The sequence below is a fragment of the Arthrobacter sp. AOP29-A2-19 genome (genome assembly GCF_058138025.1).
In genome coordinates this window covers 3,233,834-3,252,178 of the sequence record NZ_CM176894.1, presented here as the reverse complement: position 1 = coordinate 3,252,178, position 18,345 = coordinate 3,233,834, and the positions used below count along the sequence as shown (strand labels likewise).

General features: G+C 69.4%; 19 protein-coding genes and 3 tRNA genes. 13 read left to right on the top strand and 9 right to left on the bottom strand.

The window, feature by feature from the left end; all coding sequences use genetic code 11:
- Nucleotides 1-23: 23 nt before the first annotated feature.
- Nucleotides 24-989 (top strand): universal stress protein, encoded by a 966-nt coding sequence (locus AC3ZJJ_RS14995; protein ID WP_489892618.1) that lies wholly within the window; start codon nucleotides 24-26, stop codon nucleotides 987-989.
- Here the strand turns inward: AC3ZJJ_RS14995 and AC3ZJJ_RS14990 are convergent, their stop codons facing one another.
- The 3 genes from AC3ZJJ_RS14990 to AC3ZJJ_RS14980 all read right to left on the bottom strand — a co-directional run bounded on the left by AC3ZJJ_RS14990 (nucleotide 990) and on the right by AC3ZJJ_RS14980 (nucleotide 4,055).
- Nucleotides 990-2,543 (bottom strand): C40 family peptidase, encoded by a 1,554-nt coding sequence (locus AC3ZJJ_RS14990; protein ID WP_489892617.1) that lies wholly within the window; start codon nucleotides 2,541-2,543, stop codon nucleotides 990-992. It lies immediately after the preceding gene.
- Nucleotides 2,544-2,724: 181 nt separating this feature from the next.
- On the bottom strand, nucleotides 2,725-3,684 hold the full coding sequence (locus AC3ZJJ_RS14985) for a cation diffusion facilitator family transporter (protein ID WP_489892616.1): 960 nt from the start codon (nucleotides 3,682-3,684) through the stop codon (nucleotides 2,725-2,727).
- On the bottom strand, nucleotides 3,684-4,055 hold the full coding sequence (locus tag AC3ZJJ_RS14980; protein ID WP_489892615.1) for a metallopeptidase family protein: 372 nt from the start codon (nucleotides 4,053-4,055) through the stop codon (nucleotides 3,684-3,686). Before AC3ZJJ_RS14980 ends, AC3ZJJ_RS14985 begins: the two co-directional genes overlap by 1 nt.
- Nucleotides 4,056-4,175: 120 nt before the next feature.
- On the opposite strand from AC3ZJJ_RS14980, the gene AC3ZJJ_RS14975 reads away from it, so the two are divergent.
- The 8 genes from AC3ZJJ_RS14975 to AC3ZJJ_RS14940 all read left to right on the top strand — a co-directional run bounded on the left by AC3ZJJ_RS14975 (nucleotide 4,176) and on the right by AC3ZJJ_RS14940 (nucleotide 6,888).
- Nucleotides 4,176-4,248 (top strand) — tRNA-Glu (locus AC3ZJJ_RS14975).
- A 103-nt stretch (nucleotides 4,249-4,351) separates the two neighbouring features.
- A tRNA-Asp gene (locus AC3ZJJ_RS14970) sits at nucleotides 4,352-4,425 on the top strand.
- 52 nt (nucleotides 4,426-4,477) lie between these two features.
- Nucleotides 4,478-4,553 (top strand) — tRNA-Phe (locus AC3ZJJ_RS14965).
- A gap of 119 nt (nucleotides 4,554-4,672) precedes the next feature.
- Nucleotides 4,673-5,146, top strand: coding sequence for an Asp23/Gls24 family envelope stress response protein (locus tag AC3ZJJ_RS14960; protein WP_489892614.1), 474 nt, complete (start codon nucleotides 4,673-4,675; stop codon nucleotides 5,144-5,146).
- Nucleotides 5,143-5,334: a hypothetical protein gene (locus AC3ZJJ_RS14955; RefSeq protein WP_489892613.1), complete on the top strand. Its 192-nt coding sequence runs from the start codon at nucleotides 5,143-5,145 to the stop codon at nucleotides 5,332-5,334. The genes AC3ZJJ_RS14960 and AC3ZJJ_RS14955 overlap by 4 nt, the downstream gene beginning before the upstream one ends.
- A complete protein-coding gene (locus AC3ZJJ_RS14950) occupies nucleotides 5,331-5,705 on the top strand; it encodes a hypothetical protein (protein ID WP_489892612.1) in 375 nt (124 codons plus the stop codon). Before AC3ZJJ_RS14955 ends, AC3ZJJ_RS14950 begins: the two co-directional genes overlap by 4 nt.
- The gene (locus AC3ZJJ_RS14945) at nucleotides 5,702-6,280 is read left to right on the top strand and encodes a hypothetical protein (RefSeq protein ID WP_489892611.1); all 579 of its coding nucleotides are present in this window, start codon (nucleotides 5,702-5,704) and stop codon (nucleotides 6,278-6,280) included. Before AC3ZJJ_RS14950 ends, AC3ZJJ_RS14945 begins: the two co-directional genes overlap by 4 nt.
- Nucleotides 6,277-6,888: a hypothetical protein gene (locus AC3ZJJ_RS14940; RefSeq protein ID WP_489892610.1), complete on the top strand. Its 612-nt coding sequence runs from the start codon at nucleotides 6,277-6,279 to the stop codon at nucleotides 6,886-6,888. Before AC3ZJJ_RS14945 ends, AC3ZJJ_RS14940 begins: the two co-directional genes overlap by 4 nt.
- 10 nt (nucleotides 6,889-6,898) lie before the next feature.
- Here the strand turns inward: AC3ZJJ_RS14940 and AC3ZJJ_RS14935 are convergent, their stop codons facing one another.
- The 3 genes from AC3ZJJ_RS14935 to AC3ZJJ_RS14925 all read right to left on the bottom strand — a co-directional run bounded on the left by AC3ZJJ_RS14935 (nucleotide 6,899) and on the right by AC3ZJJ_RS14925 (nucleotide 10,402).
- Nucleotides 6,899-8,656 (bottom strand): glycoside hydrolase family 13 protein, encoded by a 1,758-nt coding sequence (locus AC3ZJJ_RS14935; protein ID WP_489892609.1) that lies wholly within the window; start codon nucleotides 8,654-8,656, stop codon nucleotides 6,899-6,901.
- Nucleotides 8,657-8,741: 85 nt separating this feature from the next.
- The gene (locus tag AC3ZJJ_RS14930) at nucleotides 8,742-9,596 is read right to left on the bottom strand and encodes a DUF8083 family protein (RefSeq protein ID WP_489892608.1); all 855 of its coding nucleotides are present in this window, start codon (nucleotides 9,594-9,596) and stop codon (nucleotides 8,742-8,744) included.
- A gap of 2 nt (nucleotides 9,597-9,598) precedes the next feature.
- Nucleotides 9,599-10,402 carry an exodeoxyribonuclease III gene (locus AC3ZJJ_RS14925; RefSeq protein ID WP_489892607.1) on the bottom strand — a complete coding sequence of 268 codons (804 nt, stop codon included), beginning with the start codon at nucleotides 10,400-10,402 and terminating at the stop codon, nucleotides 9,599-9,601.
- A 141-nt stretch (nucleotides 10,403-10,543) separates the two neighbouring features.
- Between AC3ZJJ_RS14925 and AC3ZJJ_RS14920 the strand changes: the two genes are divergently transcribed.
- The 3 genes from AC3ZJJ_RS14920 to mmsB are packed head-to-tail and all read left to right on the top strand — an operon-like array spanning nucleotide 10,544 to nucleotide 14,048.
- Nucleotides 10,544-12,043, top strand: a complete 1,500-nt coding sequence (locus AC3ZJJ_RS14920; RefSeq protein ID WP_489892606.1) for a CoA-acylating methylmalonate-semialdehyde dehydrogenase — start codon at nucleotides 10,544-10,546, stop codon at nucleotides 12,041-12,043.
- Nucleotides 12,043-13,131 (top strand): enoyl-CoA hydratase/isomerase family protein, encoded by a 1,089-nt coding sequence (locus AC3ZJJ_RS14915; protein WP_489892605.1) that lies wholly within the window; start codon nucleotides 12,043-12,045, stop codon nucleotides 13,129-13,131. The genes AC3ZJJ_RS14920 and AC3ZJJ_RS14915 overlap by 1 nt, the downstream gene beginning before the upstream one ends.
- Nucleotides 13,128-14,048, top strand: coding sequence for a 3-hydroxyisobutyrate dehydrogenase (gene mmsB, locus AC3ZJJ_RS14910; RefSeq protein ID WP_489892604.1), 921 nt, complete (start codon nucleotides 13,128-13,130; stop codon nucleotides 14,046-14,048). The genes AC3ZJJ_RS14915 and mmsB overlap by 4 nt, the downstream gene beginning before the upstream one ends.
- Nucleotides 14,049-14,050: 2 nt before the next feature.
- On the opposite strand, the gene nadE is transcribed toward mmsB, so the two are convergent.
- On the bottom strand, nucleotides 14,051-14,872 hold the full coding sequence (nadE, locus tag AC3ZJJ_RS14905; RefSeq protein ID WP_489892603.1) for an NAD(+) synthase: 822 nt from the start codon (nucleotides 14,870-14,872) through the stop codon (nucleotides 14,051-14,053).
- A gap of 198 nt (nucleotides 14,873-15,070) precedes the next feature.
- Between nadE and AC3ZJJ_RS14900 the strand changes: the two genes are divergently transcribed.
- Nucleotides 15,071-16,051 carry a phosphodiesterase gene (locus tag AC3ZJJ_RS14900; RefSeq protein ID WP_489892602.1) on the top strand — a complete coding sequence of 327 codons (981 nt, stop codon included), beginning with the start codon at nucleotides 15,071-15,073 and terminating at the stop codon, nucleotides 16,049-16,051.
- A gap of 27 nt (nucleotides 16,052-16,078) precedes the next feature.
- Here the strand turns inward: AC3ZJJ_RS14900 and AC3ZJJ_RS14895 are convergent, their stop codons facing one another.
- Nucleotides 16,079-17,713 carry a stealth family protein gene (locus AC3ZJJ_RS14895; protein WP_489892601.1) on the bottom strand — a complete coding sequence of 545 codons (1,635 nt, stop codon included), beginning with the start codon at nucleotides 17,711-17,713 and terminating at the stop codon, nucleotides 16,079-16,081.
- Nucleotides 17,714-18,163: a MarR family winged helix-turn-helix transcriptional regulator gene (locus tag AC3ZJJ_RS14890; protein WP_489892600.1), complete on the bottom strand. Its 450-nt coding sequence runs from the start codon at nucleotides 18,161-18,163 to the stop codon at nucleotides 17,714-17,716.
- Nucleotides 18,164-18,345: the final 182 nt, after the last annotated feature.

The following is an 18,345-nucleotide window of genomic DNA, read 5'->3' as shown; positions in this document are numbered from 1 at the left end:
CGAATCACCAAGGAGCGAAGACCATGAGTGAACAAACTCACGATGGATCGACCGTCCCGGTCCAGGGAATCGTCGTTGGCGTGGACGGCTCCGATCCCGCGCTCTGCGCCCTGGAGTGGTCCGCGGCCGAGGCCAAGCGCCGCGGCGTCCCCCTGAACATCGTCACGGCCTACACCATCCCCGTCTTTGCGGCCTCCAGCATGGATGCCGGCTACGCCACGCTGGACGACCAGGTCATCCGCGACGGCGCCGAGGAGGTCCTCCGGCAGGCCCGTGCCACCGTGACCGACCCCGACGTCGAGGTGCGCACGCGCGTGGAGTCCGGGGACCCCGCCGGAGTGTTGCTGGACCTCAGCGCGCAGGCGGACCTTGTGGTCGTCGGCACGCGCGGCCGGGGTGGTTTTGTGGGCCGCCTCTTGGGATCGGTGAGCAGCGCGCTGCCCGCCCATGCCAAGTGCCCCACGGTGGTGGTTCCACTGTGCGTTTCCGAGCGCGCCGAGGGCGTCTCGGGCATGCGCGACATTGTGGTGGTCGGCGTCGACGGTTCCGAACGCGCGCGCCTTGCAGTGCTGGTCGCCGCGGAGCAGGCCGTGAACCGCGGCGTGCCGTTGCGGATCGTGTGCGCGCTGCCGCCGATCAGCGGATCGCTCGCGTGGATGCCGGCGACGGTAGACCAGGAGGCGCTCACCCTGGACGTGCGGCGCCAACTGCGGGCCGGAACGCGGTGGCTCAAGAGCCACTTCCCCGACCTGACGGTCGAGTCGGACGTGATCGAGGGCCCGCCGATCGAGGTCCTGATCCACGAGTCCTCCGTCGCGACCCTGTTGGTCACGGGTTCCAGGGGACGCGGCGGTTTCGCCGGAATGCTGCTGGGGTCCACAAGCCAGGGCGTCCTGCACCACTCCCGCGGCCCCGTGATGGTGGTTCCCGACCGCGAGGACCCGCGGCTGGCGGACCGCCCCAAGTTCGACGATCCGCTCGACGTCTAGCTAGTAGCGCCCGCCGTAGGCGTAGAGGTTGTTGACGTAGCTCAGCGGGGTGACGGAGATGCCCATGCTCGGGTTCCGCGCGTGGACCACCTGGCCGTTTCCGAGGTAGATCGCCACGTGGTAGAACGACGCCCCGCCGTTGCTTGTGGAGAACACCAGGTCTCCGCGCTTGAGCTGGCTCAGCGGCACCTTGGTGGGGGCGTTGAAATACTGGGTGGTGGACGTGCGGCTCAGCGGCAGGCCGCCCTTGCCGAAGGCGCGCTGCGTGAACGACGAGCAGTCGAAGAAGTCCGGGCCGTTGCCGCCGTACAGGTACTTGATGCCGTCGTCCGCCGCGGTCTTGAGCGCCCAGGAAATGGCGGGTTCCACGATCGAGGAGCTGGTTCCAGCCGAGGGAGCCGGTTCGGGCTCGGGCGTCGGCGTCGGCGTGGGCTTCGGCGTCGCGGTCTTGGTCGGCGCCGGCGCCGGCTTGGGTGTCGCCGCCTTGGTGGGGGCCGGGGTTGGTTTGGCTGTGGTCGGTTTGCTCGCCACCGGCTTCGGTGCCGCGGGCCGGGGCGCCTGCGTGGGTTGGGTCGCCGACGGGGCGGGGGTGCCGGGCCGCGCGGCCACGGCCGCGGGCCCGGCGTCGCCCGCCGGAGCAGCGGGCGCGACGGGGGTCAGAGAGCTCGCCACGGGGGCAACGTCCGGCACCGCGTCTGGCGCAGTCGGCGCGGAGGCCGCGACGGGAGCCGTGGCCGCGGGAGCTTCCGGGCGTGCCGCCAGGGCGGCCTCCAGTGCCTCGTCGCGCTGGGCGTTCTCCGCGGCTTCAATCCGCTTCGATTCCTCGGCGACGGAGGTGTCCCTGAGGAACGCCAACTGCGCGACGAGTTCGGCACGCAGCTTTTCCTGGGCGGAAGCGCGTTCCTCGTAGATTCCGCGGGTGCGCTCCGCCGCCTCCAGGGCGTCCGCACTGGCGCCCGCCGCGTCGGCGGCTGCGTCTTCGGAGGCCGCGGCGTAGTTCTGCCAGTCGGCCCACAGCGCCGCGGCCTGCTGCGCGGTCGTCAGGGTGCGGGAGCGGTTCGCCGCGAGGGTGTTCATCGTCGCCGCCTTGTAGAGGACGTCGCTGCCCTCGCCCTCTTCGAGCAGCGAGGTGACGCCCGGGTTGATGCCTCCGTTGCGGTAAAGGTCGCCGGCCAATTGGCCGACCTGCTCCTGCACGGTGTCGTAGTAGACGGAGGCCTTGGCGGCTTGGCTCCGCGCGTCCTTCGCGGCGTCGTTGCGTTCCCGGAGGACCTCCGCCGCGGCGGTTGACGCATCCAGGCCCTCAAGCGCCAATGTCTCGGCGCCGAGCAGTTGGGTGTTGGAGTCCTTGATGGCGGACTCGATCCGGCCCACCATGGACGCCAGGCGGGAGGGATTGTCCTTGGCCGCCTCGACGTCCGCGCTGCTGAACTCGACCGGGACGGTGCGGGAGGAGTCGCCGGGGGAAGCGCTGGCCGCGGTTCCCGCGAGGGCGGCGCCTCCCACGAGGGCGATGGTGCACAGGGCGACGCCCAAGGTGTGCCGCTTGGCCATGCTGATCCTCACTGCGGAGACTCCCGTGCCGGGGCGGGTGCGAGGACGCCCAAGGTCACGGTTCGGATAACGAATTGTCTCGAGCGTAAGTCACTTCAAGCGACAGTGGCAACATAAGTAACAACAACATCACTAATCACATGAGTGTCATTCAGTCCCGTCGTTGCGGGGCTGACTGGGCCTAGGCGTGACCCGCGGACTCGTGGCCGACGTGCCCCGCGGGCTCCAGTTGGAAGGTGCAGTGCTCGGTGTCGAAGTGCTCCCCGAGGCATTCCAACAATTGATCCAGGACGCGGTGGGCGCCCTCCGGCGTGAAGGATTCGGCCTGCAGCACCACGTGCGCCGAGCAGACGGGTACGCCCGAGGTGATGGTCCATGCGTGTAGATCGTGGACCTCGGCGACGCCGTCGACGGAGAGGATGTGCTCGCGCACCTCGTCCAGGTCCACCCCCCGCGGCGTGGCCTCGAGCAGCACGTCGACCACCTCGCGCATCAGCGACCAGGCGCGGGGGAGGATCATCAGCGCGATGGCGATCGACGCGATGGGGTCGGCGGCGCCGAGGCCCGTCAGCATGATGACGACGGCGGCGGCCACCACGGCGGCCGATCCCAGCAGGTCGCCCAGGACCTCCAGGTAGGCGCCACGGACATTCAGGCTGTCGCGCCGACCGCCATGCAGGATCAGCAGGCAGGCCAGGTTGGCGACGCCGCCGCCGACGGCCGCGAACAGCATCGTGGGGGTATCGATGTCCGGCGACTCCCCGAAGCGGCGGATGGCCTCGATGAAGATGACGACGGCGATCGCCACCAGCGCCGCGGCGTTCGCCAGGGCCGCGAGGACTTCGGCGCGCTGCCATCCGAAGCTTCGCTTCGATGTCGCGGGCCGGCCGCCGACCCAGACCGCGAACAGTGCGATCGTCACCCCCGCGGCGTCCGAGAGCATGTGTCCCGCGTCCGCGAGTAGCGCCAGCGAGCCGGACAGCACGGCGCCCACGAACTGGGCGGCGACGCCGAGGAGGGTGATGAGAACAACGAGCGCCAGCTTCCGCCGGTGGCGTCCCGTGGCGGTTCCGCCCGAGAGGCCGTGGCCGTGCCCCGCGTGGTCCTTGTGCCGCGCCGAGTCGCCGGTTCCGGCGCCCATCATCCCCATCCCAGGGAATGAAGGGTTTCGTCGTCGATGCCGAAGTGGTGCGCTATCTCGTGGACCACCGTGATGCCCACTTCCTCCACCACGTCCTTCTCCGTATCGCAGATCTCCAGGATGGCGTCCTTGTAGACGATGATCCGGTCCGGCATGGAGGCGGCTCCCCAGCCGAGGTCCCGCTCGGTGAGCGGGACGCCGTCGTACAGCCCCAGCAGCGTGGTGTCGGGGTCCTCGTGCGGCAGGGGTTCGTAGCGGTCTTCGATGAAGATCGCGACGTTGTCCATCATGTCGCGCAGCGGCTTGGGGACCTCGTCGAGGGCTTGCACCACCGCCTCCTCGAAATCGTCCGCGGACATGCTGTAGGCCATGCCCCGACTCTACCCAGCCGCGCGCCCCGGACGCCCGCGCGTGGCGGTTTTGCGGATCACGGCGCTTCACCTATAGTTTATGAGGTCCACTGCGCGGGAGAGATTCCACGTGGAGTTCCGGCCCCCATCGTCTAGAGGCCTAGGACACCGCCCTTTCACGGCGGCGACACGGGTTCGAATCCCGTTGGGGGTACAAGCAAGGCCTGATTTCACAAGCGGGGATTTCCTCTGCTAAAGTTTAGGTCTTGTGAGCGAGGGTAAAACCTCGCGAACAGTGGGGGCATCCCCACAAGCAAGGCCCTGTAGCGCAGCTGGTTAGCGCGCCGCCCTGTCACGGCGGAGGTCGCGGGTTCAAGTCCCGTCAGGGTCGCTTTGGTTTTCCGGCGACGGAGGATCACGGTGATCATCGTCAGATGATGCCAGGCTCTGTAGCTCAGTTGGTAGAGCGTTCGACTGAAAATCGAAAGGTCACCGGATCGACGCCGGTCGGAGCCACCAGCTAAAACCCCTCGGGATCTCCCGGGGGGTTTTCTGCTGCCCGGACGCGTCGCATCCGGGGATTTTTCCGCCTCCCACAAGGGCGGCGCCGCATCCGCGCCGGGCGGTAGTCTGGTCGTATGGACCGCCAAGACACAACGCCGGACCCTCTTCCCCCGGAGCCCAGCATGCCGCCCAGGCTAGACCGGACCGCGGGCGCGATCGGCGCCACGGGCACCACCGCCATCTCCGAAGCCGCCGTTGCCAAGGTCGCGGCCGCCGCCGCGAGGGCGGTCGACGGCGTCCACTCGCTCGGCGTCGGCACCGGCAGGGCCCTGGGTGCGCTGCGCGGGGCGGTCGGCGCCGGTCCGGAACCGGCCCACGGCGTGACCGCGGAGGTCGGCACCTCCGAGGCCGCCGTCGACATCGTGCTGACCGCCGCCTACGGCCGCCCGCTCTATGCCATCGCCGCGGACGTTCGGGAAGCCGTGTACCGCGCCGTCGAGGCCCTTACCGGCTTGCGCGTGATCGAAGTCAACGTCGAAATCGGCGACGTCCACCTGCCCGGCCTGCAACCTCCCGCCACAACCCACACCGCCTCGGAGCCACGATGAACCCCACCCTGCTTGGACTCGCAGTCGCCGCCGTGCTCGGTTGGGCCGCGCTGGCCTACGGTTTCGGCGGCTTTGTGCTGATGGCGATCTTCCTCGCGGTCGGCGCGCTCGTCGGCCGTGTGCTCGAGGGGCGCATCGACCTGCGCGGTGTCAAGGATGCCCTGACCGGACGGCGCTCGTCCTCGTGAGCCACTTCGAGCCCCACCCCGCCGAGCCCCGCCCCGCCGGGCCCCACCGCGGGGGGCACACACGGATCAGCACGCAGGCACTCAGCAGCGCGGCGCGCGCCGTGGCGGCCGACGTCTTCTCCGTCCCGCCGGGCCAGGTGCGCGTGGGGCTCAACGACGAGTTCGGATCGCTCGCCCTGGGATTGAGCCTTCCCCTGCCGATCGGCCCACACGGAATCGACGCGGCCGGCCGCCCGACCGTCTGGGAGCGCGCGCGGCAGGCGCGTGCCGCAATCCGCGACCGGTTTGTCGAACTGACCGGCACGCACGTGAGCCGGGTGGACGTGCGCGTCACCGGCATCCTGCTCCAACCGGAGAGGAGGGTCCAGTGACCGCCGAAGAGAAGTCCCGCCTCGAGCGCCGCGAACTGCACTCGCCACGCTCCGGGGCGTCCATCGTCGCCGCGCTCGCGGTGACCGCCGTCTGCCTCTACCTGATGTTCGAAGCCGCCATGAAGTCGCTCGGACAGGACGTGTGGATCCGTTCCCCCGAGCAATGGTGGAACTGGTTGGCGGGCCTGCCCGGTACCGCCGAGCCGATCGTCCTTGCCGGGGGCAGCATGTTGTTGCTGGGGCTCGGGCTGTACTTCCTGCTCCAGGGGATCCTGCCCGGGCGCCGCGCCAGGCACGCGCTCCCTGATCCGCGCGCCGTGGTGGTCGTGGACAACGAGGTCATCGCCGCCACGCTGGCACGGCGGGCCCGCACGGAGGCCGCCATCGCCCCCGAGCAGGTCCTGGTGGTCGTTTCGCGCTCGCTGGTGGAGGTGCAGGTCCGCCCGACGTCCGGCATCCCGGTTGACCCGGATCGTGTGCGGGCGGCGGTCGAGGACGAGCTTCGGCAGAACCGGATCGATCCCGTCCCGGACGTCCGGGTCCGCGTTGCCGAGAGCGGGGTGTTGGGCCAGTGAACCAGACACCACGCGCCGTCAACCGGGTGGTTCTCACCATCCTTGGCCTGTTGCTCACCGCCGCGGGCGCCCACGGCTTGCTGCTCTCCGCCTTACCGGGTTACGCCACCGGCTGGCGGGGCCTGGCCACGCGCGCCGGGGAGGCGGGGGGCGCCGTCCTCACGGCCACAACCCTGTCCGGTCAGCGGGATTCCTGGCTGTGGATCCTGGTGGTGGTGGCCATGATCGCCCTGATGCTGCTGATGGTCTGGTGGGTGGCGGTGCAGGGCAAGGGAAAAACGGGCATCTTTGCCCGCGACTACCACGACGACGACGCCCGCGGGATCGTGGAAATCGCGTCTTCGGTGCCCGAGGAGGCGATCCGGGCCGCGCTGGCGGACCGCCCCGACGTCGTGTCCGTGCACGTCACCACGTGGGAGGCGCCGCACGACGCCGGGCTGCGGGTGAAGGTGCAGCCGCGCCAGGGCGCGGCCCCCAGCCGGATCGCGGACGATGTCTCGGCCGTTGTTTCCGGCATGGAGGCGGCGCTGGGCCGCGGCGGCCCCGTGGTGATCCACGTGGCCGCCGGCGCCCGGACCCGCATGTCGCGGGCCGAGCGGGTCCGTTAGGGCCCCTCCGTTAGAGCGGCAGCATCCACACGGCGGCATCCGCGGACAGCGCGCCGTCCAAGACCGCCTCGATGTGGCTGAACGCCACGACGCGGTGCGTGGCGGGCAGCTCCACGGGCGCGTCGCCCATGTTCGCGAGGACCAGCAGATCGCCGTTGGTGTAGGCGAGGAGCCCGTGCTCGGCGTTGTGGGCCGCGGCCCACTCCAGCGAGCCGCGGCCCAGGCCCCGCTCCTGCCGAACCGCCAGCAGCGAACGGTACAGCTCGAAGGTGGAACCCTCGACGCCCACCTGGCGGTCCGCCGCGTAGGCGGAATAGCTGTCCGGCTGCGGCAGCCACGGCGCGGCGGGGGAGCCGCCGTCGTTGGCGAATCCGTAGCCGGGCAGCTCCGCGGCCCACGGCATCGGCACCCGGCAGCCGTCGCGGCCGCGCTCCTTGCCGCCTGTGCGGAAGAAGCTCGGATCCTGGCGTGCCTCCGCGGCGAGCGTCGTGTGCTCGGGCAGCGAGAGCTCGTCGCCCTGATACACGTAGGAGGAGCCGGGCAGGCCCAGCATCACCATCGCGGCCGCGCGGCCGCGGGCCCAGCCGAGCCGCTCGTCGGGCTGCTCGTCCTCGGCCGAGATGCCCTTGGGGAACGTGGTCGGGTCGCTGAGTCCGTACCGCGTCGAGTGGCGTACGGTGTCGTGGTTGGACAGGACCCAGGTGGGCGGGGCGCCGACCACGGCCGCTTCGGCCAGGGTCTCCGCGACGTTGTCGGCGACGCGCTCCGCGTCCCAGCCCGCGAGCAGGAAGCCGAAGTTGAAGGCCTGCTGCATCTCGCCCTGGCGCACGTAGCGGAAGATGCGGGACATGGGCTCCACCCAGGCCTCCGCAACCATCATGCGGTCGCCGTCGTATTCGGCCAGGACCTTATGCCACGACTCGTAGATGGCGTGGACGCCCTCCTGGTCGAAGTACGGCGGAGTCTGCTCGCCCGACGGCGCCATGTTCGTGGGCGCGGTTTCCTCCGGAGGAAGATCGAGCGAGGGCTCGATGATGGAGACGTTGCCGGTGTCGGTGGTGGGCTTTTCCGAGCCCGCGACCATGGCCACCTTCTCCGACCAGTCCGGGAGGCCCTGGGCCTTGACCATGCCGTGGGCCACGTCGACCCGGAAGCCGTCGACCCCGCGGTCCAGCCAGAAGCGCAGGACGTCCTTCATCTCCTCGTGGACCTCGGGGTTCTCCCAGTCGAGGTCCGGCTGCTTCGTGTCGAACAGGTGCAGGTACCACTGCCCGGGCGTCCCGTCGCGCTCCGTGATCCGCGTCCAGGCCGGGCCGCCGAAGATGGACTGCCAGTTGTTGGGCGCCTGCGATCCGTCGGGGCCGGCGCCGTCGCGGAAGATGTAGCGGGCGCGTTCCGCGGACTCGGGCGGGGAGGCGAGGGCCTCCTTGAACCAGACGTGCTCGTCCGACGTGTGGTTGGGCACGAGGTCGACGATCACCTTGATGCCGCGGCCGTGCGCCGACTCCAGCATGGTGTCGAAGTCCTCGAGCGAACCGAACAGCGGGTCGACGGCGCGGTAGTCGGCCACGTCGTAGCCCGCGTCGGCCTGTGGAGAGAGGTAGAACGGGGAGAGCCAGACGGCGTCCACGCCAAGCCGCTCAAGATAGGGAAGCTTGCCTGCGATCCCGCGCAGATCGCCCATGCCGTCACCGTTCGCGTCAGCGAAGGAGCGGGGGTAGATCTGGTAGATGACGGCGTCCTGCCACCACGGTGCTTGCTGGGACATGGGGCTCCTAGGGATGTCGAGGGTGCTTTCACCAGCCAGTGTAAACGGTTTCACCCGGGTTTCGGGGACTGCTGCCGGCCCGCGATCAACTGGCCCGGGCCAGCTGGCGGATCCTTAGCCACCGGGAGGCCAGCCTTCGGTATGACGCGGCGGCCCCGAGCATGTCGCCCTCGGCGAGCGACTCGATCCCCAGCCGTATGTCGTGCGGGGAGTCGTCGGGCCACACGAGCTCGGCGATGCGCCCGTAGTCCAGCTCCACGATCGAGTCCGGGTGGAACAGGCGGAGCCACTCGCTGAGGGCAGTGAGCTCGTCGAGCATGTCCAGCTCCGGTGCGTTGACCGCCAGCGACGCCGCCGCATAGCGGGCGCGCTCCAGGACCTGGACCGCCGGCGCGGACAGCCTGACGCTGTTCACGGTGCCGCCGTCGTCGTCGATCTCGCAGTGGTCGTCCTCGCGGAGCGCCACGAACCAGCCGAACGGGACGCCCCACGTGGCGCTGCGCGTGTGCAGGGCGGCGATGCCCTCGGCGAAATCCTCGTGCACGATCCGTCCGGCGTTCGCCTGGCGCGCGGCGTCGGGGACCAGCAGCTCCAGGAGCTGGGGGCGCATGCTTCCGTCGAGCTGTTCCGCGGCCAAGGTGGCGCGCACCGGCAGCTGATCGGGGCAGAAGTAGGCGGTTGTTGTGCCGTTCGCGGACGGGTAGTGGAGCACGCGGAACAGCTCGCCCGTCTCGTGCGGGAAAGGATCGGAGACGCGCCGGGTGATGCGTCGGATGGATTCCGCGGCGGCGCGCTCCTCGAAGACGGTGCGCGGGAGCGCCCGTTGCGCGGAGATCAGCAACTGGTCGGCGTCCGAGTAGGCGCGGAGGGGCTCGTAGACGCGGAGATACGACGTCGGCGGCACGTTACGCCGCGCCGCGCCCCCCACGCCGGAACCCACGGTTAGCCAAGCTCCACGACGACGGGGGCATGGTCGGAGGCGCCCTTGCCCTTGCGTTCCTCGCGGTCGATCGACGCGCCGGTGACGCGGGCGGCCAGCGCGGGGGAGCCGAGCACGAAGTCGATCCGCATGCCCTCCTTCTTGGGGAAGCGCAGTTGCGTGTAGTCCCAATAGGTGTACACGCCGGGCCCCGGCGTGTGTGGGCGCACGACGTCGACGAATCCGGCCTCGAGGAAGGCGTTGAAGGCGGCGCGCTCGGGTTCGCTGACGTGGGTCATCGCGTTGGCGCGGAAGAAGTCGATGTCCCAGACGTCGTCGTCCTCCGGGGCGATGTTCCAGTCGCCCATCAGGGCCACCTCCGCGGCGGCGTCATCGGCGATCCAGGCGGCGGCATGGTTCTTCAGGGTGTCGAGCCACGCGAGCTTGTACGGCATGTGCTCGTCGTCGAGCGCACGGCCGTTGGGGACGTAGAGGCTCCAGACGCGGACGCCGCCACAGGTTGCGGCGATGGCGCGGGCCTCCTGCACGGGGTCCTTGCCTCCCTTGCCGAACGCGGGCTGGTCCATAAACGTGCGCTCGACGTCGTCCAGGCCGACCCGGGACGCGATCGCGACGCCGTTCCACTGGCTCAGCCCGAAGTGGGCCACCTCGTAGTCGTTGCTCTCGAAAAGCTCCCACGGGAAGTTTTCGTCCTTGCACTTGGTCTCCTGGATGGCCAGCACGTCGACGTCGGAACGGCGCAGCCAATCCTCCACGCGGTCGGCGCGGGCACGGAGGGAGTTCACATTCCAGGTAGCGATCTTCACGTCTCCAACCTATCAATTGTGGAGCGGCCGCCAAGGGGAAGCCCTGCGGTGGCCCGTGTCCTGAACTGGGGGTAGCTTGGTGGTGGTGGCGTGGGTCACACTCGGCCCCCCAGCATTCCGCCAACTTGAGGAGCAGCATCCATGGTCCGCACGCTTCACCACTACAGCGGCGGGCGCCGCGTGGAGGGCACTTCAGGACGCCACAGCGACGTCTTCGATCCCAGCACCGGCGAGGTCCAGGCGGTCCTGCCGCTGGCTGGCCGGGACGAGGTGCGCGCGGTCGTGGACAACGCGGCCGCCGCCCAGCCGGGCTGGGCCGCCACGAATCCGCAGCGCCGGGGCCGCATCCTGCTGCGCTTTGTGGACCTCGTCAACGCGAACATCGATGAACTCGCCGCCCTGCTCACCTCGGAGCACGGCAAGACCCTGGCGGACGCGAAGGGCGACATCCAGCGCGGAATCGAAGTGGTGGAATTCTGCGCGGGCGCGCCGCACCTGCTTAAGGGCGAATTCGCCGACAGTGCGGGGGAGGGCATCGACGTCCACTCCCTGCGCCAGCCGCTCGGAGTGGTGGCCGGAATCACGCCGTTCAACTTCCCCGCCATGATCCCGCTGTGGAAGGCCGGCCCCGCGATCGCCGCCGGCAACGCCTTTGTCCTCAAACCCTCCGAACGCGACCCCTCCGTCCCGCTGCGGCTCGCCGAGCTCTTCACGGAGGCGGGGCTGCCCGACGGCATCTTCAGCGTGGTGAACGGCGACAAGGAGGCGGTGGACGCCCTGTTGGAGGATCCACGGGTGGAGGCGGTCGGCTTCGTGGGATCCACCCCGATCGCCCGCTACATCTACGCGACGGCGGCCGCCAACGGCAAACGCGCGCAGTGCTTCGGGGGCGCGAAAAACCACCTGATCGTGATGCCCGACGCCGACCTGGACATGGCGGCGGACGCGTTGATCGGCGCCGGGTTCGGCTCCGCGGGGGAGCGGTGCATGGCCATCTCCGTCGCCGTGCCTGTCGGCCAGGAGACCGCCGACGCGCTCGTCTCCAAGCTGAAGGAGCGCATCGCGGGCCTGCGGGTCGGCCCCGGCACAGACCCGGAAATCGACTTCGGACCGGTCGTGGCGGCCTCGGCCAAGGAGAGGATCGAGGACTACATCCGCGTCGGCGTGGACGAGGGCGCGTCGCTGCTGGTGGACGGCCGGGGCACCGCCGTCGAGGGCCACGACGGCGGCTTCTGGGTTGGCCCCACCCTTTTCGACCACGTCACGGCGGACATGCGGATCCACCGGGAGGAGATCTTCGGCCCGGTACTGTGCGTGGTGCGCGCGGCGGACTACGAGGAGGCGCTGCGGCTGCCCAGCGAGCACGAGTTCGGCAACGGTGTGGCCATCTTCACCCGCGACGGCGACGCCGCCCGGAACTTCGCCAGCCGTGTCAACGTCGGCATGGTGGGCATCAACGTCCCGATTCCCGTCCCGATCGCGTACTTCACGTTCGGCGGCTGGAAGGCTTCCGGGTTCGGGGACCTGAACCAGCACGGAACGGACGCGTTCCGCTTCTACACCAAGACCAAGACCGTCACCACACGCTGGCCCTCCGGCGTCCGGGAGGGCGCCAGCTTCATCATGCCCGAGGGCAGCTGATGGATCCCGTCCTCTTCGAGCGGCGCGGCCGGCTCGGCGTGGCGGTCCTCAACCGGCCCCGGGCCGTGAACGCACTGAACGCGGACATGGTCGCCACACTGCTGGAGGGCCTCGCCCGCTGGGCCGTCGACGAATCCGTCGCCACCGTGCTGCTGCGGGGGGCCGGCGACCGGGGCCTGTGCGCGGGCGGCGACATTGTGGCCATCCACGGGGACCTCGCGTCGGGCGGCCACGCGACGGCCGCCTTCTGGAGGGCAGAGTACAAGCTGGACTCCCTCGTCGCCCACTATCCGAAGCCCTTTGTGGCACTGATGGACGGCCTGGTGCTCGGTGGTGGAGTGGGAGTCTCCGCCCACGCCCGGCTTAGGGTGGTCACCGAGCGCACCCGCACGGGGATGCCGGAGACGTCGATCGGATTTGTGCCCGACGTCGGCGGCTTGTTCCTGCTTTCGCGCTCGCCGGGCCAGTCCGGCACGCACGCCGCGCTGACCGGCGCGCACCTGGGGGCCGGAGACGCGGTGTTCCTGGGACTCGCCGACCACTATGTGGAGTCCTCGAGCCTGGGCGATCTCGAGCTGGCGTTGGAGACGGAGCCCGCCGAGACTGCCGTCCGTCGCTATGCCGCCGCCCCGCCGTCGTCGCCCCTCGCGGCGGCGCGGGACTGGATCGACACCGCGTACGCCGGGGACGACGCCGAGGCGATCGTCGGCAGGCTGCGGGAGTCCGGGGGCGAGGCGTCGAAGGCGGCCGACACCATCGAATCCAAGTCGCCGACGGCCGTGAAAACGACTCTTGAGGCGCTGCGCCGGGCCGCCGGGCTCGCAACGTTGGAGGAGTGCCTGGACCAGGACTTCCGGGTCGGCGTGCGGATGCTGTCGACCCCAGACTTCGCCGAGGGCATCCGCGCCCAAGTCATTGACAAGGACCGGACTCCCCGGTGGCGGCCCGCTACGCTCGCCGACGTGAGCCGCTCCGACGTCGTGGCGCGCTTCGCGCCGCTGGCGGCCCACGAGCAGGGCGGCGAGTTGGGGCTGTCCGACCGGGTCCACGCCGCGCGCGACCACACAGCGAAGGAGAATGCCGTATGAGCAGCACCCTGGGAAAGATCGCCTTCCTCGGCCTCGGCCACATGGGCGGACCTATGGCTGGAAATCTGGTGCGGGCCGGCTACGAGGTCGCCGGGTTCGACGTGGTGCCCGCGGCCATGGAGGCGGCGGCGGCCAACGGGGTGCCGACCGTAGATTCGGCGGCCGCGGCGGCGCAGGGGGCCGCCGTCGTGCTGACCATGTTTCCGAGCGGCCGGCACCTGCTGGACGCCTACCGGGGGAACGGCGGGCCCGGCCTGCTGGAGGGCGCACCCGCCGGCACCATGTTCCTGGACTGCTCCACGATCAACGTCGACGAGGCGCGGGAGGCGGCGGAGTTGGCGGTCTCGGCGGGACACCGGTCGGTCGACGCTCCCGTCTCCGGCGGCGTGGTGGGGGCCGAGGCCGGGACGCTGACGTTTATGGTCGGCGCCCTGCCCGATGACTTCGCCGCGGTCGAGCCGTTGCTCGGGGTTATGGGCCGGCGCATCGTCCACTGCGGCGGCCACGGGGCGGGGCAGGCCGCGAAGGTCTGCAACAACCTGATCCTCGGCGTCACCATGATCGCCGCGTCGGAGGCCTTTGTCCTGGGGGAAAAGCTTGGACTCAGCCACCAGGCGCTCTTCGACGTCGTGTCGACGGCCTCGGGGCAATGCTGGGCCGTCACGACCAACTGCCCCGTCCCCGGGCCGGTCCCCACAAGCCCGGCGAACCGCGACTACCAGCCGGGATTCGCCGGCGCGCTCATGGCGAAGGACCTCCGGCTGGCCCTGAATGCGCTCCAGGGCACGGGCGTGGCGGCCGAGCTGGGGCCCCTGGCCTCGCGCATCTACGACCGCTTCGCCGAAGAGGGCGGCGCCGGCCGCGACTTCTCCGGCATCGTCACGGACATCCGCGACCGCTCGGAGGGCGCGGACTAGCCCTATTTCCACCAGTCGTCGAGCAGGGTCACCGGCACGGTCCGCTTGTGGCGCGTGCGCAGGTACTTGGCCTCGATGGACTCGGCGGCCTCGGTCGCGACGTCGCGCCCCTCCAGGTAATCGTCGATGTCGTCGTAGCGCAAACCCAACTCGTCCTCGTCGGTGCGTCCGGGCCGGCCGTCCAGCAGGTCGGCCGTGGGCACCTTCCGCCACAGCCGCTCCGGCGCCCCCAGATGCTGGAGCAGCTGCCGGTTCTGGCGCTTGTTCAGTCCGAACAGCGGGAGGATGTCGGCCCCGCCGTCGCCGAATTTGGTGAAGAAGCCGGTGACGGACTCCGCGCCGTGGTCCGTGCCGAGGACCAGGAAATTTCCCTCGCCGGCCAGCGCGTACTGCGCCACCATCCGCAGGCGTGCCTTGATGTTTCCCTTGCTGAAGTCGGAGATCGGTTCTCCGGTCGACTCCTCGTACTCTGCCTCGAACCCGTCCACCCCGAGCTTGATGTTGAACGTGCGCTCCGTCTTGGCGGCGATGAACTCCACGGCCGCGCGGGCGTCGTCCTCGTCGTGCTGGACACCGTAGGGCAGGCGGACGGCCACAAAGTCCGCCTCGACGCCCTCCGCCGACAGCTCCTCCACGGCGAGCTGGGCCAGGCGGCCGGCCAGTGTCGAGTCCAGTCCGCCGGAGATGCCCAGCACAAATCCCCGCGTGCCGGTGGACTTCAGATAGTCCTTCAGGAACGCCACCCGGCGGGCAACCTCCTCGGCGGAGTCGATGGTCGGCTTGACGCCCATTTCTTCGATGATCTTGACCTGTAGATCGCGCATGGGACTCAGCCTAGCGGGCGGCTGTTTCCGCCGCGTTGCCTGCCCAGCGACCGCCGCGGGGACACCGGCTAACCACAGAGATGCAACTTGCCCGGCAATTTCGTTCCGGGTTGGGGTTTCGTCTGCTTGGATGGGGTTACGTGGAGGTAATCCACCAGGCGGCCAGGCAAACGCCGTCGGCAACCGAAAGAGCTGGTCATGGCAACCATCCGCCCCGAGCATCCCCGCCCGGCGCACTTCCTCGTACACCTCAGCGATACGCACTTGGTCGGGGGCGATATTCCGCTGATGGGAATCCTGGACAGCGAAGCCCACCTGCGTGAGGTCTTCGAAGCACTGGAGGCCAGCGGAGCGCGGCCGGAGGCCCTGATTTTCACCGGAGACCTTGCGGACAAGGGGGAGCCGGCGGCCTACGCGCGGCTACGCGCCCTCGTCGAACCCGCTGCGGACCGCCTCGGCGCCCAGGTCATTTGGGCGATGGGCAACCATGACGACCGCGAGAACCTCCGCGAGGGACTTCTCGACGAGGGCCGCAGCACGGAGCCGCTCGACCGCGTGTACCGGCTGGGCGGTCTGCGGATCATCACGCTGGACACCACGGTTCCTGGCTCCCACTACGGTGAACTCGTCCAGCACCAGCTGGACTGGTTGCGCGCGGAGCTTCGCGAGCCGGCACCCGAGGGTACGATCCTGGCGCTGCACCATCCGCCGGTCCCGAGCATCCAGCCGCTGGCCATTCTGGTGGAACTCCGTGGGCAGGCCGCCCTGGCGGACGTCGTCCGCGGAACCGACGTGCGCAGCATCATCGGCGGTCACCTGCACTACTCCACCAACGCCATGTTCGCCGGCATTCCCGTGTCCGTCGCATCGGCGACCTGCTACACGCAGGACCTGGCCTCCGCCGTCGACCCCGTCAACGGGATCCGCGGGACGCGGGGGCGCGACGCCGCGCAGTCCTACAATCTGGTCCACGTGTACGAGGACACGATCGTGCACTCCGTCGTGCCGGCCCCGGGCGGCACGTCTGTTGGCACGGTGTACGACCCGGTCCAAGTCACGGAGTCGCTTGCAAGCCACGGGCTCGACTACGTCGCGGCGCCCGACGCGGAGGCGGGCGACCGGGCGGTGCCGGACCCCGCGGGGAAACAGCCGGCGGAACGACGCCGGCAGATCGCCTGAGGACGGGAGCGACGGCGGTGCCGCAGGCTACGAACCGGTGTCCGGCTTCTCCCACGGTCCCGGCACGGGGAAGTACCGGCGGAGGAACGACGTGACCACCTGCTGGCGTTCCTGCGCGGGGACCTCCGGGTAGCTGCCGTCGTTGAGGCAGAAGAAGTCTTGGTTCCGCTTGGCCAACAGCTTTGCGAGCTGGTCCAGCCCCGAGTACATCGTGGTGTCCACGTACTTCACCTTGGCGCCAACCTTGGTCACGGCGCGTCCGGTGAGCAACGCGTAGTAGTGGTACAGCGAGTTGGTGACGGAGATGTTGTCCTTCGCGCGGAAACGGCTGGCCGCGGTCTCCCGGAACTCGTTTGAGAACAATTCCTCGAGCTCGAACATCACGCTCCTGCGCAATGGCGCAGCGGTGTGTTCGAGGTGCCGGGTTGTGATCCGTCCGAAGCGGTCGTGCAACAACCTGCGGTTCACGCGGGCGGAATTCTCGAAGCCGGAACGGTCCAGATGGTTGTCGCCCAGCCCGATCCGCGTGGGGGCCTCGATGAACTTGGTGATGCCTCCGGGGGAGAAGAACATGTCTGGCCCGACCGGACGGCCAAAGAACATGTCGTCGTTGGAATACAGGAAGTGCTCGGACAGTCCTTCGATGTGCTGCAACTGGGACTCCACGGCCTGCGAATTGAACGTCGGCAGGCTGGAGGGGTCCTTGAAGTGGTCGGCGGCCCGGACGATCGTCAGGTCGGGATGCTCCTCGTTCAGCCACTCGGGCAGGTCGGAGTCGGTGCAGATGAAAATGTGGCGAATCCATGGCGCGAACATGTGGATGCTCCGGAGGGCATACTTCAGTTCGTCGATCTGCCGGAACCGGGCCTCGGCGTCGTCCCCCTCGCCCACGACGACGTTGTCCATAAACGAGACGCGGTAGCGCTGGTACTCGGGATTGTTGCCGTCGACCCAAGAAAAAACGATGTCGATCGGGAAGTCGATGTCCGCGGCGTGGTCGGCGAACATGTTCTCGATCGTCGGCCATTCCAAGCCGAAGCGGCTGACCGTTCCACGGACGGCCTCGGCGGCGGGCAGCGTGGCCCTGGTGAGGGAGTTCTCGATCGGCAGGTGCAGCGTGCCGTCGTTGTTCCATTTCCAGAGCTCGATCTGGACGCCGGTGCCCTGCCCGTAGTGCAGGCCGCCCTCGGGCTCGACGCGCGGGCGGTACAGGCGGTACATGCGGGCCTTTGCGCTGGTCCCGAGGCGCCCGTCGGCGACGAGGAGGGCCTTGTCCTTGCGGGTGTCGACCGTCATGGAGTAGAACGGCTCGTCCTGGCACGCCGCCACGAGGGCCGCGCGCAGCTTCTTGCGCAACTCCCAGTTGACGGCGATGACGGGGCGCGCATCGTTGCCGCGCACCAAGAGATAGGAGAGCCCCGCGTCCTCGAGCACGCCACGGACGAACAGCAGGTCGGCGACCATGGCCTGGTGCGGCGTCATCGTGTTGTTGAGTAGGGCGTAGCGGCCCTTGACGCGAACGATGTCCGGGCGGTCCAGGAAGCGGGCCATCGCTTCGGGGGAGGTGACCTCCCGAACCTCGAACAGCGGCGATTCCGGCTCGGGCGCGCCGTGGTAGACCTCTCCGGGCGTAACGTCGGCCGGGGTGGTGCTGTTGGGCATCTAGTTGTCCTTCGCGGCGGGATCTTCCCAGCCGAGGTTGAGCGCCATACGGCGAAGCGAGGCGACCGTGGTCGCGTAGTCCTCGGGGGACACGCCGGCGCTGGATTCCTCGCGCATCGTGTCCACCAGGGCGGTCAGGCGGTCCAAGCTGGTGGCCCCGCGTTCCGTCAGCGTGAAGGTGTGCCCCTCCTCGCTGATCCACCCGGACTCGACAAGCTCGGCAAGATGCTCGGAAGGGCTGGTGGGTTCGCCTTCCGCGGCGGGTTCGCCGAAGAAGGGCGCAAGCGCCGAGGTCAGTTCGCCGCCGGTCGCAGGTCCCTTCGACAACACATTCAGCAGTTGCCATTGCCGGCGCGTAACGCCATGTTCCTCCAGCACAACCGTGAACTGCTCGGAAATGAGCGAGTCCACCAGTTTGAGCCAGTATCCAAGCGGTCTCTGAGCATCCATGGCCCCAGCCTAACGCCGACGGCCCCGCATGTCGCCCGGTGAGGGGTTCGCGGCGCTCGCCGGGCGTGGCCCGGATGTGCTCCCTGACGCGTGGCATGCGCGGGACTCGCCGTCAACAATCGTCGCGAGTCGATGATTGTGCACATTCGAAAATGTGTTCCCATAGTGTCGGTGGGGGTCGG

What these genes read in the sequence shown, in the direction of transcription:
- AC3ZJJ_RS14990 (WP_489892617.1), bottom strand. Translation starts at nt 2,543, where the DNA reads ATGGCCAAGCGGCACACCTTGGGCGTCGCCCTGTGCACCATCGCCCTC.
- AC3ZJJ_RS14955 (WP_489892613.1), top strand. Translation starts at nt 5,143, where the DNA reads ATGAACCCCACCCTGCTTGGACTCGCAGTCGCCGCCGTGCTCGGTTGG.
- AC3ZJJ_RS14920 (WP_489892606.1), top strand. Translation starts at nt 10,544, where the DNA reads ATGGTCCGCACGCTTCACCACTACAGCGGCGGGCGCCGCGTGGAGGGC.
- AC3ZJJ_RS14980 (WP_489892615.1), bottom strand. Translation starts at nt 4,055, where the DNA reads ATGGCCTACAGCATGTCCGCGGACGATTTCGAGGAGGCGGTGGTGCAA.
- AC3ZJJ_RS14895 (WP_489892601.1), bottom strand. Translation starts at nt 17,713, where the DNA reads ATGCCCAACAGCACCACCCCGGCCGACGTTACGCCCGGAGAGGTCTAC.
- AC3ZJJ_RS14985 (WP_489892616.1), bottom strand. Translation starts at nt 3,684, where the DNA reads ATGGGCGCCGGAACCGGCGACTCGGCGCGGCACAAGGACCACGCGGGG.
- mmsB (WP_489892604.1), top strand. Translation starts at nt 13,128, where the DNA reads ATGAGCAGCACCCTGGGAAAGATCGCCTTCCTCGGCCTCGGCCACATG.
- AC3ZJJ_RS14915 (WP_489892605.1), top strand. Translation starts at nt 12,043, where the DNA reads ATGGATCCCGTCCTCTTCGAGCGGCGCGGCCGGCTCGGCGTGGCGGTC.
- nadE (WP_489892603.1), bottom strand. Translation starts at nt 14,872, where the DNA reads ATGCGCGATCTACAGGTCAAGATCATCGAAGAAATGGGCGTCAAGCCG.
- AC3ZJJ_RS14900 (WP_489892602.1), top strand. Translation starts at nt 15,071, where the DNA reads ATGGCAACCATCCGCCCCGAGCATCCCCGCCCGGCGCACTTCCTCGTA.
- AC3ZJJ_RS14995 (WP_489892618.1), top strand. Translation starts at nt 24, where the DNA reads ATGAGTGAACAAACTCACGATGGATCGACCGTCCCGGTCCAGGGAATC.
- AC3ZJJ_RS14935 (WP_489892609.1), bottom strand. Translation starts at nt 8,656, where the DNA reads ATGTCCCAGCAAGCACCGTGGTGGCAGGACGCCGTCATCTACCAGATC.
- AC3ZJJ_RS14960 (WP_489892614.1), top strand. Translation starts at nt 4,673, where the DNA reads ATGGACCGCCAAGACACAACGCCGGACCCTCTTCCCCCGGAGCCCAGC.
- AC3ZJJ_RS14890 (WP_489892600.1), bottom strand. Translation starts at nt 18,163, where the DNA reads ATGGATGCTCAGAGACCGCTTGGATACTGGCTCAAACTGGTGGACTCG.